This window comes from Longitalea luteola (genome assembly GCF_017356035.1).
Lineage (GTDB): Bacteria > Bacteroidota > Bacteroidia > Chitinophagales > Chitinophagaceae > Niastella > Niastella luteola.
Map to the genome: position 1 here is coordinate 493939 of NZ_JAFIQX010000004.1, position 16120 is coordinate 510058.

13 protein-coding genes and 1 tRNA gene are annotated in these 16120 nt (G+C 46.5%); 5 read left to right on the forward strand and 9 right to left on the reverse strand.

Annotation, left to right across the window (positions count from 1 at the left end; genetic code table 11):
- Positions 1 to 125 precede the first annotated feature (125 nt).
- The 4 genes from JUB15_RS13380 to JUB15_RS13395 all read right to left on the reverse strand — a co-directional run bounded on the left by JUB15_RS13380 (position 126) and on the right by JUB15_RS13395 (position 4649).
- Positions 126 to 716: a Maf family protein gene (locus JUB15_RS13380; RefSeq protein ID WP_207512998.1), complete on the reverse strand. Its 591-nt coding sequence runs from the start codon at positions 714 to 716 to the stop codon at positions 126 to 128.
- Positions 713 to 1783 carry a geranylgeranylglycerol-phosphate geranylgeranyltransferase gene (locus JUB15_RS13385; protein WP_255539628.1) on the reverse strand — a complete coding sequence of 357 codons (1071 nt, stop codon included), beginning with the start codon at positions 1781 to 1783 and terminating at the stop codon, positions 713 to 715. The genes JUB15_RS13380 and JUB15_RS13385 overlap by 4 nt, the downstream gene beginning before the upstream one ends.
- Before the next feature lie 55 nt (positions 1784 to 1838).
- Entirely contained in the window at positions 1839 to 2360 is a 522-nt protein-coding gene (locus tag JUB15_RS13390; protein WP_207513000.1) for a KdsC family phosphatase, read from the reverse strand.
- A 135-nt stretch (positions 2361 to 2495) separates the two neighbouring features.
- On the reverse strand, positions 2496 to 4649 hold the full coding sequence (locus JUB15_RS13395; protein ID WP_207513001.1) for a carboxy terminal-processing peptidase: 2154 nt from the start codon (positions 4647 to 4649) through the stop codon (positions 2496 to 2498).
- Positions 4650 to 4802: 153 nt separating this feature from the next.
- Between JUB15_RS13395 and JUB15_RS13400 the strand changes: the two genes are divergently transcribed.
- The 5 genes from JUB15_RS13400 (at position 4803) to JUB15_RS13420 (ending at position 10303) form a co-directional block, all read left to right on the forward strand.
- Positions 4803 to 4876 (forward strand) — tRNA-His (locus JUB15_RS13400).
- A gap of 112 nt (positions 4877 to 4988) precedes the next feature.
- The gene (locus JUB15_RS13405) at positions 4989 to 5597 is read left to right on the forward strand and encodes a DUF445 domain-containing protein (RefSeq protein ID WP_207513002.1); all 609 of its coding nucleotides are present in this window, start codon (positions 4989 to 4991) and stop codon (positions 5595 to 5597) included.
- Positions 5598 to 5839: 242 nt separating this feature from the next.
- A complete protein-coding gene (locus tag JUB15_RS13410; RefSeq protein WP_207513003.1) occupies positions 5840 to 8503 on the forward strand; it encodes a TonB-dependent receptor in 2664 nt (887 codons plus the stop codon).
- Between the two features lie 536 nt (positions 8504 to 9039).
- The gene (locus tag JUB15_RS13415) at positions 9040 to 9651 is read left to right on the forward strand and encodes an SGNH/GDSL hydrolase family protein (protein ID WP_207513004.1); all 612 of its coding nucleotides are present in this window, start codon (positions 9040 to 9042) and stop codon (positions 9649 to 9651) included.
- Positions 9652 to 9811: 160 nt separating this feature from the next.
- Entirely contained in the window at positions 9812 to 10303 is a 492-nt protein-coding gene (locus JUB15_RS13420) for a hypothetical protein (RefSeq protein ID WP_207513005.1), read from the forward strand.
- Here the strand turns inward: JUB15_RS13420 and JUB15_RS13425 are convergent.
- The 5 genes from JUB15_RS13425 to pxpB form a co-directional block, all read right to left on the reverse strand.
- A complete protein-coding gene (locus JUB15_RS13425) occupies positions 10295 to 11560 on the reverse strand; it encodes a DUF4407 domain-containing protein (RefSeq protein ID WP_207513006.1) in 1266 nt (421 codons plus the stop codon). The two genes, JUB15_RS13420 and JUB15_RS13425, sit on opposite strands and share 9 nt — an antisense overlap.
- A 278-nt stretch (positions 11561 to 11838) precedes the next feature.
- Positions 11839 to 13041, reverse strand: coding sequence for an NRAMP family divalent metal transporter (locus JUB15_RS13430; protein WP_207513007.1), 1203 nt, complete (start codon positions 13039 to 13041; stop codon positions 11839 to 11841).
- Between the two features lie 70 nt (positions 13042 to 13111).
- On the reverse strand, positions 13112 to 13879 hold the full coding sequence (locus JUB15_RS13435) for a 5-oxoprolinase subunit PxpA (protein ID WP_207513008.1): 768 nt from the start codon (positions 13877 to 13879) through the stop codon (positions 13112 to 13114).
- Positions 13873 to 14865, reverse strand: a complete 993-nt coding sequence (locus tag JUB15_RS13440) for a 5-oxoprolinase subunit C family protein (RefSeq protein ID WP_207513009.1) — start codon at positions 14863 to 14865, stop codon at positions 13873 to 13875. The genes JUB15_RS13435 and JUB15_RS13440 overlap by 7 nt, the downstream gene beginning before the upstream one ends.
- A 163-nt stretch (positions 14866 to 15028) precedes the next feature.
- Positions 15029 to 15742: a 5-oxoprolinase subunit PxpB gene (gene pxpB / locus JUB15_RS13445; protein WP_207513010.1), complete on the reverse strand. Its 714-nt coding sequence runs from the start codon at positions 15740 to 15742 to the stop codon at positions 15029 to 15031.
- Positions 15743 to 16120 lie beyond the last annotated feature (378 nt).

Genomic DNA, 16120 nt, shown 5'->3' on the forward strand with positions numbered 1-16120 from the left:
AATGCTTAATTTCCGAAACTCCAACTATTATCAACAGCCTGCTATCATAACTGTATTTCAATTAGCTAATTATCAAATTAGCTAATTGGTGTATTTCATTATCACATCATCACATTATCACATCATCAAATTATAAGTTTAGCCAATGCGGCTACTACCCTGCTAACGGGCAGCCCCATTACATTATAGAAATCTCCCTGGATGGATTTAATGCCCACTACGCCGATCCATTCCTGAATGGCATAGGCGCCGGCCTTGTCATAAGGCTGATATTTATCAACATAAAAAGCGATCTGTTCCGGCGTCAGGGCGTGAAACCACACATCGGTAGTATCGGCGAAAGCTATTTCCCGCTCGCCCTTCAATAACACAACGCCGGTAATGACCTGGTGTTTATTGCCTGACAGGCGTCTCAGTATATTAAGCGCATCTTCACGGTCTTTCGGTTTACCAATGACGGTATTACCCAGTACTACAACCGTATCTGCGGCAATGACAATATTGATATCGTCGTGCAGGGATTCGTATTTCTGCCTCACGGCAATCGCTTTTTGCCGGGCAATATGAACAGGCACTTCCGCAACCGGCATATCAGGCGGAAAAGTTTCTTCGGTGGGTTGTACCATTATCTCAAACGGGATCTCTGCCCATTCAAGCAATTGTTTACGCCTTGGCGATTGAGAAGCCAGTATAATACGTGGACCGTTGATTGTCATGAATAGAGTTTAAAGAACAACATGGATAAAATTCCGCTCAGCATGATCAGCTTTAACCAGGTGCTGATTGTATGAAAATCGGCTGGTGTTACTGCTTTCACCAGTTTACGCAACAGCAGCAACATGGGAATGATGATCAGCACTGCACAATAAGCAGCAGCCCACCACCATTGGAACGGCAGGATATACGCCATCATAATGACCACAGCAGTGATCAGTACGATGAGCCAGGTGGCCGTGAATATTTTCGAGGCATTGATCCCCCATACGATCGGCATGGTCCTGCAGCCATATTTGGCATCGCCCGGGATGTCTTCCATATCTTTCACCACTTCCCTGATAATCGAGATGATAAATGCAAATCCGGCGTACAGAAATGTAAGCCGCATGAGCTTGGATGCATCTACCAGCCCATACACTTCGGGCTTTTTGATCACTACATAATGGGTGATAAAACCTATCACCAGGATAACCCAGGCCGTGAGCAGCGAGATGATCACATTACCACTCAGCAGTCTCTTCTTAAAAATGGTGCTGTAAAACCAAAGGGCGCCTACACAACCTATATTCGCCGGTATCAGCCACCAGGCTCTTGTTTTCCAGGCAACATAGGCGCTGCACAACACGCCGAAGGCCGAAAAGACCAGGTGCCAGATAATTGCCCAGCGGCGCTTGATGATCTTTTCCACCACAAGCTTATCTGGTTTGTTTACCAGGTCAATGTTCAGGTCGAAATAATCATTGATGATATAACCCGCAGCGGCGATCAATACGGAAGCGGCAATCAGTGTAATAAAAACAGGCGGCGTTAGAACCGGTGGTACGTGGGCGTTTTGAAAAATGGGGCCAACAATGCAATACTGGAACAGCAATTGGGTAATGGCAATGAACAGCAGGTTCACTGAACGTATAAGGCGTATAAATGCTGCCAGCAGCTTCATCAGAAAAACATTTTTGGATTTTTGGATTTTGAGACCTGCCTGCCGGCAGGCAGGTTTTGAGATTTTGAGATTTGCACTTCGAATACTAAGACTATTTAATCCCGAAATCTCGAAATCAGCAATCAAAAGCTTGGCGCGTATTGAAGTAAATCCCGAAATCTCTAAATCGCGAAATCAGCAATCATTTACTGGCTACATCAGTATGTAGCTCCCAGTGATCATTCAACTTCAGCACCTTCTCTATCACCTCCCGGGCACAACCCTGTCCACCGGGTTGCAACGAAATATATTTGGCGATCTGCTTTATTTCCATGACCGCATCAGCCGGTGCGCAGGGCAGTCCAACCTGTTGCATCACCTCATAATCGGGAATATCATCGCCCATGAACAGTACTTCGTTCCATTTCAGTTTATGCTGCTGAACATAGGCCGCCAGTTTGCTTTTCTTATCAGTTACCTGCATAAAAACATCCTGTATGCCCAGCCGGCTCAGGCGCTGGGTAACAGCGTCGCTTGTGCCACCGGAAATAACGGCCACCCTATACCCTTTTTTAATGGCCAGTTGAAGCGCGAACCCGTCTTTTATATTCATTCGCCGCACAAACTGTCCGTCATCAAAAACAAACAGCGTACCATCAGTCAGTACGCCGTCTACATCAAAGACAAAGGTCGTTATCTGCTTAAATTGGTCTAAAATATTCATACTCATGGGATGGGTGCAAAAATAAGCGGAAAATCCGGCTTATACCAGTGGCCCGTGTAAAGAAATAAAGGTCAAAAGTAAAAAGCCCCAACGGGTTGCGTCAGGGCTTTTTTATATTTTAAAAAACGACTGTTGTTACTGTTGTTTTTGTTTTACGTCGGCGTATACCAGGTTGGTTTGGGTAACCATGTCGTTTAAAACATGGGTTGCCTCATCCAGGTATGGGTCGTTACGCAGGATCTTCAACCAGTTCTTGAAACGCTCCAGCTTGGCGTTATCGGCTTCCAGGCGTTTCATATCTTCCTGTAAAGGCTCCACATTCAGCTCGTGCGGTAACTTGTTCTGCGTTTCAATTTGTTTGGCGATCGCTTTGCTCTTCTTCTGTTCTTCCTGGTATTTTTTCAGGCTTAATGAAACCGTTTTATCGCTTTGTTTAGCCAGCCATTCAGCATTGTTGTGAATGGTGGTGAACAGGGCATTATTCTTAATACGTTCTGCACTGGCTTTTCTGATGGGGCCCAGGTCAAGGCCATATTTCCAACGATTGTAATCTGCCCGTTGGATCTCATCCCATGCCAATGCATCGGGGTTATCTTTTTCACGGATCTTCGTATACTCAAAGATGTCTGGTATGTTTACATCAGATGAAACGCCTCTTAATTGAGTAGAACCACCATTGATGCGATAGAATTTTTGCAGTGTCAGTTTAATGGTTCCCAGTTCGCTGTTGGGATCCAGGAAACCCATTGTTTTATCCAGACCGATGTTACGTTGTACAGTACCTTTGCCATAAGTAGAAGTGCTGCCAATGATAACACCACGGTCATAGTCCTGGATGGCAGCGGCAAAGATCTCGGAAGCCGAAGCGCTGAATTCATTTACCATAACGGCCAGCGGACCATCATACAATACTGATTTGTCGCGATCGTAGTAAACCGTGGGTTTGCCTTCGCGGTCTTTCACCTGAACGATGGGACCACCTTCAATGAACAGACCAACCATTTGCACCACATCGTATAATGAACCGCCGCCGTTGTTGCGCAGGTCCATTATGATGCCGTCTACTTTCTGCTCTTTTAATTTGATGATCTCTTTACGCACGTCTTCAGAACAACGGGCGCCTTTGGGATTATCGAAATCGGCATAGAACTCGGGCAGGTAAATGAAACCAAGTTTTGCTTTGCCGGTATTGATCACCACGCTGCGGGCAAAAGTTTCGTCCTGGATGATCTCATCGCGGATGAGTGAAAGATTTTTTACCGAGCCATCGGGTTTTCTTAATGTAAGGCGAACTTCTGTACCCTTTTTACCACGGATCAGTTTCACGGCATCCTGAACGGTATAACCGGTAAGATCAACAGGCTCTGCAGCACCCTGGCCAACTTTAATGATGGCATCGCCAACACCAATTTGACCTGATTTCAACGCCGGGCTGCCAGCCAGTACAGAACCGATCTTGATATTGCCATCTTCTTCGCGCAGCGAAGCGCCGATGCCATAGAATCGGCCGCTCATTTCTTCGTCGAAATAACGTTTGTCAACCGGTGGCATAAAGGTTGTGTGCGGGTCCATCGATTCGGTAACGGTCTTTACAAACTCGTTGAACCGGTCGTCATCGCTCACTTTGAATTTCAGGCGATCAAAATTCCGGTTCAATATTTTCAACACCCGCTCACGGGCTTCTTTTTCCAGTTCTTCATCTGTCTTTACTACAAAGTTTTGTTTACCCTTATTCTTTTCCCGGTCTTCCATCAGGTCATAATAGCGCTCGAGCGTAAGGTATTTTAAGCGTTTGCGCCACGCTTCTTTTCTGTCTGCTTCCGTCTTGGGATAATCAAGCTTTTCATCATTAAAGTTGGCCGTTTCGTCTTTTGTAAAATCAAAAGGTTTCGACAGCAGCTCTTTATAGATGGCCTCAGTTTCTGGTAAACGTTTTTTATAGATCTCGGATACGGCTGGCACAAATTGAACAGCGCCACCCAGGATCTCATCGTCGAGCTTGGTTTCGAATTTCTTCAGCTGCTGAATATCCGATTGAAGCAGGATGTTCTTTTGGTCGTCAATCTTCTCGCCCAGATATTTCTTAAACACTTCCCTGCTGAAATTATCGTCGATCTTTTTTGGACTGTAGTGGATCTCGGCAAGCATTTCACCCACGTTATGAAGTATTTTTTCATATTTAGTAGGCGGATTACCATTACCCAAACCAATGCCCAGCGAGCGGAACGCCAGGAACAAACCTGCACCGAATAAAAGCAAGACTATGGGTAAATTTTTACGTTGTAGCATATATTTTAATACTTTAGGCATCAATTCAAAAATAACGATAAAAAAGATGGGTTGTTGCACTAATGTTATAATTAACAAGCCATTTTGATGAAAGGTTTATAGAAAGATTTGTTACGAAAACTAATTTTTTCTTACATTTGCAGCCTGAACACGGAGGTTGTAGCTCAGTTGGTTAGAGCGCAAGTTTGTGGCACTTGAGGTCGTGGGTTCGAGACCCATCATCCTCCCTCAGATAACTCCCCCCGACCTGAGTCGGGGGGCTTTTTATTTGTAGAACCTGGCTGTGAAAAATAGGGTTTTCCGTGAACATATGCAAGGTTTGTAGTTTAAAAAGTCTTTATGAACTGGTGGTTATTGATCATTATCCCTTTTACATCGGCATTTATCGGTTGGGCAAGTAACAAGCTTCTCATCACCCTGTTGTTCCATCCCCTGCAACCTGTACGGTTACCCGGTTTCACCATCCAGGGCATTATCCCCAAACGCCAAAAGCAACTGGCCGCTCAGTTGAGCACGGTTGCGAGCAGGGAATTCGGCACATTGGCCGCGCTCGAAGCAAAGATCACCAACCCCGACAATTTTAAAAAGATCATGCCTACCGTGGAGATGCACGTTGATGATTTCCTGCGCAATAAGCTGAAGGAAGCATTTCCCATGATCGGTATGCTGATCGGCGACAGAACCATTGCCACCCTTAAAGAGATCTTTATGAAAGAACTGGAAACCCTTTTTCCGGTGATCATGAAAACCTATGTGCAAAACCTTAAAGAAGAGCTGAACCTGGAACAGCTCATCCACGATAAAATAGCCGCTGTTTCTCCCGAAAGAATAGAAGCAACGGTACGCGAGACCATGGGAAAAGAATTACGCCAGGCGGGTTTGTTAGGCGCTGCCCTGGGCTTTATTGTGGGTTGTGTACAGGCGTTCATCGTAATGGGTTTGGTATAAAAAAGTTCCAGGTTAAAAGTTGCAGGGGGTTACAGAAAAACAGGCAGCTGCAATAGAAGCCCTATAACCTGAAACCTGTAACCAGGAACCATCGCCGCTCATCACAAATAATGTCCATTTCACAAGTTCTCCGGCATTTTTGCGTCTAATTGATCACAACCATAGCACTAAACCAATGAAACCTACCTCCCGGTTATCGGGACGTAGGTTCATCCGGCGAAAACACAAATTATACTTTTCAGATGAAAAAAATCGGATGGCTCTTTGCACTCCTGACCTGTTGTTATATCACCAATGCCCAGTTCCCGGGCGCAGCTGGCGGCGGTGGCCGGCCCGGTGGTGGAAACCGGCAGGGCGGCGGACAACAAATGAATATCGGTCACTTTTACGGACGTATCGTTGATAAAACAACCAACAAAGGACTCGACGCAGCTTCAGTACAATTATTCCAGAATAAGTTTGATTCAGTTAGCAAGAAAAGAACAGATGTCGTAATTGGCGGTATGCTTACCGGTCGCAACGGGGATTTCAGTCTCGAAAACCTGCCCGTTTTTGGCCAGTTCAAACTGGTGATAACTGCCATCGGCTACAAACCCATTGAACAAAAAATCAGCTTTGATATTAAGATGGGGCCGGGTATGGACAGGTCGCAGATCCTTTCCGCAGTAGATAAAGACCTCGGCAATATTAAAATGGAGCAGGATGCTACCATGCTGCAGGACGTAACGGTTACCGGCAGTAAACCCATGATCCAGATGGGTGTCGACCGCAAGATCTTTAATGTAGAAAAAAGCATCACGTCGGCCGGTGGTACCGCCATTGACGTTATGCGTAATGTGCCTTCCATCAATGTAGATATTGACGGCAATGTTACCCTGCGAAATTCGGCGCCGCAGATCTTCGTAGACGGCCGCCCCACTACCCTCTCTATAGATCAGATCCCCGCCGACGCCATTCAAAGTATCGAAATAATCACCAACCCTTCTGCCAAGTACGATGCCAGTGGTGGTCAATCGGGTATCCTGAATATCATTTTGAAGAAGAACCGTAAGACCGGTTATAATGGAAGTGTACGCGCCGGCGTTGACAGCCGCGGCCGCATTAATGGCGGTGGAGATGTGAACGTTCGCCAGGGCAAGATCAACGTATTTGCCAATGCCATGTACAACCAGCGGAAATCAAAGGGCTGGGGACAAACAGACCGCACCAGTATCGTTGATGCAAGAGAAGCTTATACTACCCAATATATGAAAAGCGTGTTCACAGGTGCTTTTGCCTTTGCCCGCTTTGGTTTTGATTACTTCATTGATAACCGCAATACCATTTCCCTGTCGCAGTCGATCGTGAACGGCGATTTCAAACCGGATAATCGCACCAATACCGTCATCGATACCGCCTTTGGCAGTCTTGAGACCCAGTACCGCAATACACTTGGTAAAAACAATTTCCGCAATTACGGTACGCAACTGAGCTTCAAACACCTGTTCGCGCGACCCGGTGAAGAATGGACCGCCGACGTGAACTTCAATCAAAGCAGGAATACGAATTTCAGCGATATCCGCTACCGTTACTTCGCAGACCTCGATCAAATGGATCCCAAGAATGTTGAACAATTGCAAACGATAGATGGTGGCGGCCGCAACAAATTCTTTATTGCGCAAACAGATTACATAAAACCGGTTACGGAAGATATAAAATGGGAAGCCGGTCTGCGTGCCCAGATCCGCAATTTTGAAAGCTTTCAGTATAATTACCTGAACGGTACTTTCATCGATGCACAGAGCAATAACTTTGAATATACCGATCACGTATATGCCGGTTATGTTACCTTCTCGCAAAAAATAAAGGACAGCTTCAGTTACCAGATTGGGTTACGCGCCGAAAGCAGTGGCTATGAAGGCGAACAGATAGGTAAAGACACGTACAAGAACGATTTCCCCATCAGCCTCTTCCCCAGTGTGTTTTTAAGCAGGACCTTGAATAACAGGCAGGACCTGCAATTGAATTATACCCGGCGCATTAACCGGCCCAATTTCTTCCAGTTAATGCCGAACACCGACTATTCAGATCCGTTGAATTATCAAACCGGTAACCCGGCCCTGAAACCGGAGTTCACGCATTCGCTGGAACTGTCGTATCAGAAAACCTATGGTAAAAAGAACAATACTTTTCTGGCTACCCTTTTCGGAAAGTATACCACTAACCTGATCGCCCGCTACCAACAGTGGGGCAACCTGGGCAATAGTACCGATTCCGCCTTTATTTCAACTTACGTAAATGCTTCAACCGCTTATGCGAGCGGCCTCGAGCTGATCTTCCGCAATAACCTGGCAAAATGGTGGGATGTTACCACAAGCGCCAATGTGTATTATTCGAAGATCAACGGCAGCAATGTTATTGAGGACCTTGAAAACGAACGCACCAGCTGGTCGGCCAAAATGAACCACAATTTTAAATTCAATAAAGGGTGGAGTGTTCAGATCAGCGGAGAATACGTAGGAAAGAGCGCGTTACCGGTAAGCACCAGCAACAGTGGTGATGGCGGTGGAGGCCGCGGCGGCGGCGGCGGCCGTGGCGGATTTGGCGGCGGGCCACCCACCACTACGCAAGGTTACATCAATGCCAACTATGGCGTAGATATGGGCTTGCGCAAGGATTTCCAGATCAAAAAGAATACAGCTACTGTCTCTGTAAACTGGAGCGATATCTTCCGCACCCGCCGCTATTTCGTGCACGCTGTTGCCACCGGGTTTGTGCAGGACGACTGGCGCAGAAGAGACCCGCAAATGGTTCGGGTGAACTTCAGCTACCGCTTTGGTAAATTCGACGTGGCCCTGTTCAAACGTAAGAACCTGCGCGGCGAGCAGGAAGGCATGCAGAACGGCATGCAGGGAATACAGCAGTAATTAGCAAATTAGCAAATGTGCTAATGTGCAAATGAAAAAATGCAAATGCTTCACATTTTTAGCACCATGGATTTAGTAAAACCTGAAGGAAAATTGTTTTAATAAAGCAACAGTTACGGAAACTACATGATTATGTTGCGGGGCTGCGAAAGCAGCCCTTTTTTTTAAATGAATATGAATTACCTGCACCTTAATTTATTGAACAAACAAGAACAGTTTATTGAATAAACAGGTATGGTTCATTGAAAAAAAGGGATAATTTATTGCACAAACAGATATTGTTCGTTGAACAAACAGATCAATTCTTTAAAATAATTGAACCCATTTTTCAATAAATGCCCCCCGTCATTGAAAAGATCTGACTGCATTGTTAAAAAACAAATGCTGTTTGTTCCATTCCTGGAACATATTTTTTAACGACCAACGCTGATTTTTCAACGCCGCGACCGCTGGTACCCGGCAATCGGTAACTGGTAACCGGCAACCGGTAACCCGGTAACCGTATTTTTTGTACTTTTCTCCCCTATTATCAGCTTATGCTTAAAACGTACGCTTACCTGGCCCTGGGCGACTCCTACACTATTGGAGAAGGCGTTCCGGTATATGAAAATTTTCCCTATCAAACCGTTCAACTGTTGCGAAACGCAGGGTATGCGGTAGCTGCAGCAGAGATCGTAGCCAAAACCGGCTGGACAACCGATGAATTACAGGCAGGCATAAACAATAGCCGGCTCCTTCCTGTATATGACATTGTTTCCCTGTTGATCGGTGTAAACAATCAATACCGGGGCAGACGTATAGATGAGTATGAACAGCAATTCGAAACGCTGTTACAGCAGGCCCTTCGTTTGGCCGGCGACCAAACGGAACGTGTTTTTGTTTTATCCATTCCAGACTGGGGCATTACACCTTTCGCCAGTGGCAGGGACGGTGCGGCTATTACCCGGGAAATAGATGCCTTCAATGCGGTGAACAAACAAATGGCCGGTAAGTATGCAGTGAATTATATCGACATAACACCAGGCACCCGGCTGGCGGCCAATGATCCATCGTTGCTGGCCGCCGATCAATTACACCCTTCGGGAAAAGAATATACTTTGTGGGCAGGAAAGTTGGCAGGGATGATTCTAAGCGACCTGCTTAAATAAAATAAGAAACAGTTACATGTGCAGGTTACAAATTTCAGGGGTAAAAAAAATGAGATATCTTCTGAATTAAGGCGCTGAAACCTGTAACCTGAATCTTGCAACACATACTTGAAACGCTATTCATGACGTTAGCGAATAACATATTTCAAAACAACGTCCTATGGTTAAATTAAGCTGGAAAGAAAAATACGCCGGCATCCTGGTGTTACTGATCAGTATCGTTTACCTGCTGATGCAGCTGGCATCGGTATTCTCAAACAGGTCGAGCTCCTATGCCATTCAAAACGGAAGTTTAGTTATCAATAAAAATGAATTGTTCTCTGATCTAAGGACCTATTCGCTGATCCTTGCAGGCATTATAGCAGGCTGGTGTTTGCTGGCCGGCAGGCGCCTGGGCTGGATGCTGGGTGTTCCCATCTTGTTATTCATTACAACGGTTACAGGCGCCATGACCGTAGAGCAGGCCATGAAATTGAAAAGATTCGATAACAGCATGATCGGTTTCTTCGTAGCACTGTTCCTGTTGGTTTGGGCTATCATCTTTTTACTGTTACCCTCCGCCCGGCAAAAATACAGGGTTAGTAAAGGTGTTGCTCTACTAACCCTGCTGTTATTAATTGGTCTCGGAGGCGCATATATTTACTTACAATAGATCTTCGCCATTGAACTGGTAACGCTCCTTTATTTTGCGCATGACTTCGTCCATACTGGCGCGGTGATCGCGCGGGTTCCAGTCGCCCCGCTCCCATTTGTCAAGCTCCTGGTCGATGTGTTTTTGCTGCAGCGTGGTCATTTTTTCAACCAGCTGGTCCGACACTTCTTTCTGTTTCTTGTACCAGGTATCTTTTTTATTAACGAGCATTTCCTTGTTCCGCCGCATTTCTTCTTCGGCAGCGGCCATGCTGGTGAGTTCTTCCTTGGCCAGCGCAATATCGTATGGACCCACGGGCATGATCAGTTTTGAAATGATGGGACCTACTTCGATCAGGATGATGAGCAGTGATAATAAAAAGCTGGTCCAGAAAACACTGCTTTCTTCAGCCGCCAGATCGGTCAGGGCCTTATTGCGTTCGAGGAAACCTACATTCTGCAGGGCGTTTAATTCGTACTGGGCCCGTTTGGCTTCCATATTACTTTTAGCCGTAGCCAGAATGCTGTCCTGCACTTTGATGCTGTTGGTGAGCGCCTGCAGCTCAGGCGTCGCTTGCCGGGTAGAAGATGTATAAGCATCCAATTTCAGTTTGGCGATCCGCTCAACGCCGCGCTGCTGCGAACCTCCTGTACCATCCGCTTCCTGCACATAGGATTGTTGCAACCGGCTGAGTTCATCTTCAATATTTTTTTTGCGTTCAAACAGGCGATTTCTTTCCGCTTCGGTTGATTGCATCAAGGCGGTATTTTCAGCCTGCAGCAAGCTGTCGTTCAACTGGATCTTCTTGTGCGTGTTCTCGATCACTTTTGTGTTGATCTCCTTTTCAAAGATCTTCAGCTCCAGTGGCCGTGCAATGGTAAAACCGATCAGGATCGACAGCACCATCCGGGGTATAGCCATGGACAATTGTTTGCGGCGGCTTACGCCATACTTACGCATGGTGGAAACCAGAAAGCGGTCGAAATTGAAGATGATAAGCCCCCAGACGACGGCAAAGCAAAGTGTCCAGGCCCAGTTGCCAAATACGCTGTAAATAGCGTAACCGGCAGATAATGCAGCGAGCACAAAGGTGGCCAGAATTACGCCGCCTAATCCCCAGTATTTGCTGTGTTCAGAAGGGAATTGTTTTAGCAGTTCCTGGTGAGCACCGGAACACCACCATAAAAAATTAGTGTCGGCCTTTTTACCGGGGCCTCTGCCGGTGAATGAATCATAGGTATACAAGCCAGTGTCAGGCGATTGCTGATTGTCAGCCATAACCGTTACGGTTTAATTAATGGATAATTGTTGTAAAAAAAATGAAATGCCTTATAGGTGGGTTGAGGTGGTTGGAACATCACAAATAACGATAAAAAAATCGGTTTATGTGTAAACGAAACGTAAAAAAGAAAGGAAAAGCGATCCTTTAAAGAACGGCAACATTAATGGTGTTAAAACAGTTAACACAAATTAATCATAACATTCGTAATTACTGCACAGAAACAGGAATACTACGTGCACAGCACAGTAATTATAATAGCAGCTTCCAGAACCTGTTATACGTTACCGAAAAGGGATGCGACGGTTTTGGCGCCCATAAGACCCATGATAACTACGACGATCCAGCCGGCAACAGATAACCATACAGGGTGTTTATAATCACCGATCAGTTTCTTTTTCAGAACGGCCATTAACATGAGAGCCAGCGACACAGGTAAGATCAAGCCATTCAAAGCGCCGGCGATCACCAGCAATTGCACCGCTCCCTGCTGCAGAAAAGCAAAAACGCTCATGGAGATCAATATGAATAAAGTAGTGATGAGCCGATGGTATTTGTCGAATGCCGGATGCAGGGTGCGTAAAAATGAAACAGAGGTATACGCAGAACCTACAACCGATGTAATGGCTGCGCTCCATAATACGATCCCGAATATTTTGTAACCGGCATCGCCGGCAGCGATCTGAAATACCGAAGCAGCCGGATTTTTACTGTTCAATACACCGCCGTGTGTTACAACGCCCAATGCCGCCATGAATAATAATATCCGCATTACAGAGGCGAGTAATATGGCGCTTATACTGCTGCGGGTTACCTGTGGTAGTTGTTCTTGACCTTTTATGCCGGCATCGAGCAGGCGATGCGCCCCGGCAAAACTGATATATCCGCCTACGGTTCCACCAACCAGCGTTATAATCGCAGTTGTGTTTATGGTAACCGGTACAAAGGACCTATAGATCGCCTCGCCAGCCGGTGGCTGCGAACTGATGGCCACATACAGGGTGAGTGCAATCATAATAAAGCCGAGGATCCTGGCAAACCAGTCCATCGCCACGCCTGCTTCTTTAACCCAGAAAATGATCAGCGCAAGGGCCGCGCTGATGGCCGCGCCATATACCGGATGATCGATATCAGTATCGAAGGGATATACCACATTCACTCCTAGTCCGGCCCCGGCTACATTGCCGATATTAAAGACCAGGCCTCCGGTCACGATGAGGATCGCCAGCAGATATCCCATGCCGGGTAATAAATGATTGGCGAGGTCCTGGGCCCGCATTTCAGTGACGGCAATAATGCGCCATACATTTAACTGGGCCGCAATGTCGAGCACGATGGACACTAATATTACGAAACCAAAGCTGGTAAGCAGCTGCTGGGTGAACACCGTGGTTTGGGTAATAAAACCCGGACCAATGGCCGAAGTAGCCATCAGGAAGGCGGCGCCGGTGATAGCAGACCTTGTTGTCGATTTCACCATACTTCAACTCAAAAACTTATGAACTTAATAACTCAGGAACTGAATAACCTATGAACTATGAACTTTGAACTTAAAACTTAGAACTTTGAACTTTGATCCCGTTGATCAACAAAGCTTCATTTATGGAACGGGCAAATTCAACAGCATGTTCCCCATCGCTATGTATACAAACGGTATCCGCAACAATGGGTACTTCCCTGCCATGTACACTGATCACACTGCGCCGGGTAACCATTTGCAGCACCTGGTTCAGGGATGCCTGCGGATCGATTATTATGGCATTTGGCTGCGTACGTGGCGTCAGATGGCCATCATCCTGGTAAGTACGGTCGGCAAATACTTCACTGCATGTTTTAAGGCCGGTGGCAGTGGCTGCTTCAATAAGCGCACTGCCCGATAAGCCGTAGACCAGTAACTGATCGTCGTAATCATACACCGCTTTGCAAATGGCTTCGGCCAGGGCTGCGTCCTTTGCCGCCATATTGTATAATGCGCCATGTGGTTTAACATGATGAATGCGGGTATGCATCACCTTTAAAAATGCATCCAGCGCACCGGTCTGGTACAGTACCAGGTCATAGATGGCTTCCGGCGGCAGGTTCATATTGGTTCTGCCAAAATTTTCGCGGTCGGGAAATCCGGGATGCGCACCAATGGCAACACCGGCGTCGATCGCAGCTGCCACAAGCTCATGCATGGTATGTGCATCACCCGCATGTAAGCCGCAAGCCAGGTTAATGCTGCTTACATACGATAACAACTGCCGGTCTTTTTCAAGATTGTAGTGCCACAGGTGGGTGCTTTCTCCCATGTCGCAATTGATGTCTATGCTTAACATACCATTTGATTCAGCCGTTCTGTGCAGGCACGTTGTAAGATATTTAATTCCTGTTGTTGTGCAAGCAACAGGTTTTCGGCTGTGGCAAGATCCGTCGTTTCAAAATGAATACAATCACTTGGCCGTAGCTGCGCCAGTTTAGGCAGGTGGGCCGAGATCACATGCCCTACGCGCGGATAACCGCCCGTTGTCTGGTGATCGGCCATCAGCACGATCAGCTGGCCGTTGGGCAACAGCTGAATGGTGCCAAAACTTACACCGGAAGAAACCAGTTCTGTATTGTCGGTCCGTTTCAGGTCAACCCCTTTTAGCTGGTAACCCATGCGGTCTGAGAAGGGATGGATGGTAAAATTATCCTCCTGCAAATGTTGTTGCGATTGTTCGGTCAGCTGGTCCCATTCATTTCCTTTAATAATGTATATCTCGTTTGGATGCCGGTAGGTATTGCCCGTATCTACTTTCCATTTCAACACTTCGAACTCCCGGCCTGGTTTAAGCAGTCCGGCAAAATAGATCCGGCTTTCGCGGAAAGGTATCTCGTCCCCTTTTTCCAGCTTGCGGCCCTGAAAGCCGCCGGCGCCGGCCTTCAGGTGGGTGCTGTAGCTATTCAGCCATCTGTTGACGCAAAGGCCGCCATGTACCGCCAGGTAACACCTGCTGCCGGATTGCAATTTCGGAAAATGCAATACCGCATTTTTACGTACCACTATGGGATGCCATAACGGAACCGGTTCGTCGTTGAGCATGGCGTTAAAATCACCACCGGTGATACTGATCAACGTATTTTGTTCAAACAGGAACTGCGCACCGGGAAAATGTATTTCAATGACAGCTTCCGGCGTTTCATTGCCCACCAGCATGTTGGCTACCTGGGCGGCATAACGGTCCATCGCCCCGCCGGAATTAATACCCAGCCGGCTGTAGCCTGTTCTTCCCAGGTCCTGGATGGTGTCCAGTAAACCGGGTTTAATTATACTTAATGACATTGTTTGTTCTAAATTCTCGGTTCTCGTTTTCTGAGTTATTCAGTTCCTGAGTTATTCAGTTCCTGAGTTATTAAGTTCATAAGTTATTGGATTCTTAAGGCTTTTGAGGTTAACAATTAGTCGCGAGGCTGAATAATAATAACCATAAACTACAAACCATAAACTACAAACGCTGAATATATTCCATGAACTCATTTTTACTAATAGCATAAAACTGAACCCTGTCTCCTGCCTGTAGTTTCACCGGTTCTGGCGCAAAGGGTTCAAACAACCGCAGCGGCGTTTGGCCTACGATCTGCCAGCCACCGGGACTGTTCAAAGGATAGATGCCCGTTTGTGAACCGGCTATGCCAACGCTGCCGGCGTTTACCGGTGCGGGATATTGTTTTCTCGGCATGGCAATTCGTTCATGCACTTCTCCCATATAAGAAAAACCAGGCAGAAATCCGATCATGTATACATTATACACAGGCGCAGTATGCAGGTGGATCACTTCCCCGGTGGTCAGCTGCTTTTCGCGGGCCAGCGCGGCGAGGTCGGGTGCATAAGGTTCCTCATAACAAACCGGTATCCTGATCACGTCCCGGGATGCTGTCGGAGTTGAAAGGGCTTTGTCAAATGCCTCTTGCAACAGATCAGCTACCCAGGCAAATACCGTATCTGCTGGTTTATAATATTTTTTGATAATAACCGGATTGTATAAGAGCGTCAGGGAACTGTAGGCCACCAGGCAATCCTTCAATCCTTCAAACGGATGGGCAAGCAGCCATTGCTGCATAGCCAGCGCTTTCTGATTCAACGTCTCGCTGATCGTATTGCCCATGTCTAAAGTGACGGCCGCATCTCCGAGGGGAAATATTTTATATTGGTTGGTCAACGTGACTAAGAAATGACTGAAGTTAATTTTTTTACCAGATAACCACGCATTCTGTCATAAATATCATGGTATTATATTTTTATCATCCTGATCTGTACAGGTTTTCACCTAATAGAAAGTGAGGATTACGAACTTCATCCGGCCTCCCGCTGTTTAAAATGATCGCCCGCAATTGTAAAATATAACCGCCATTTCGGCATGTTACACTTTTACCGGCTAAGTACCAATTTGTTGTTTTCGTTGTTATACATTAAACTTGCACGCCAGCAACAGACCATTTCTGCCATCAGCCACGCATAAATTCAATAGTAAAGATCATTGAATTTGAAGCAATTAGCATAAAGCTAAACGGCTTCATGCCGATGGCCGAAGGCAAAA

Coding starts and splice junctions, on each gene's coding strand:
- JUB15_RS13380 (WP_207512998.1), bottom strand. CDS start 716: ATGACAATCAACGGTCCACGTATTATACTGGCTTCTCAATCGCCAAGG.
- JUB15_RS13390 (WP_207513000.1), bottom strand. CDS start 2,360: ATGAATATTTTAGACCAATTTAAGCAGATAACGACCTTTGTCTTTGAT.
- JUB15_RS13395 (WP_207513001.1), bottom strand. CDS start 4,649: ATGCTACAACGTAAAAATTTACCCATAGTCTTGCTTTTATTCGGTGCA.
- JUB15_RS13405 (WP_207513002.1), top strand. CDS start 4,989: ATGAACTGGTGGTTATTGATCATTATCCCTTTTACATCGGCATTTATC.
- JUB15_RS13410 (WP_207513003.1), top strand. CDS start 5,840: ATGAAAAAAATCGGATGGCTCTTTGCACTCCTGACCTGTTGTTATATC.
- JUB15_RS13415 (WP_207513004.1), top strand. CDS start 9,040: ATGCTTAAAACGTACGCTTACCTGGCCCTGGGCGACTCCTACACTATT.
- JUB15_RS13420 (WP_207513005.1), top strand. CDS start 9,812: ATGGTTAAATTAAGCTGGAAAGAAAAATACGCCGGCATCCTGGTGTTA.
- JUB15_RS13425 (WP_207513006.1), bottom strand. CDS start 11,560: ATGGCTGACAATCAGCAATCGCCTGACACTGGCTTGTATACCTATGAT.
- JUB15_RS13430 (WP_207513007.1), bottom strand. CDS start 13,041: ATGGTGAAATCGACAACAAGGTCTGCTATCACCGGCGCCGCCTTCCTG.
- JUB15_RS13435 (WP_207513008.1), bottom strand. CDS start 13,879: ATGTTAAGCATAGACATCAATTGCGACATGGGAGAAAGCACCCACCTG.
- JUB15_RS13440 (WP_207513009.1), bottom strand. CDS start 14,865: ATGTCATTAAGTATAATTAAACCCGGTTTACTGGACACCATCCAGGAC.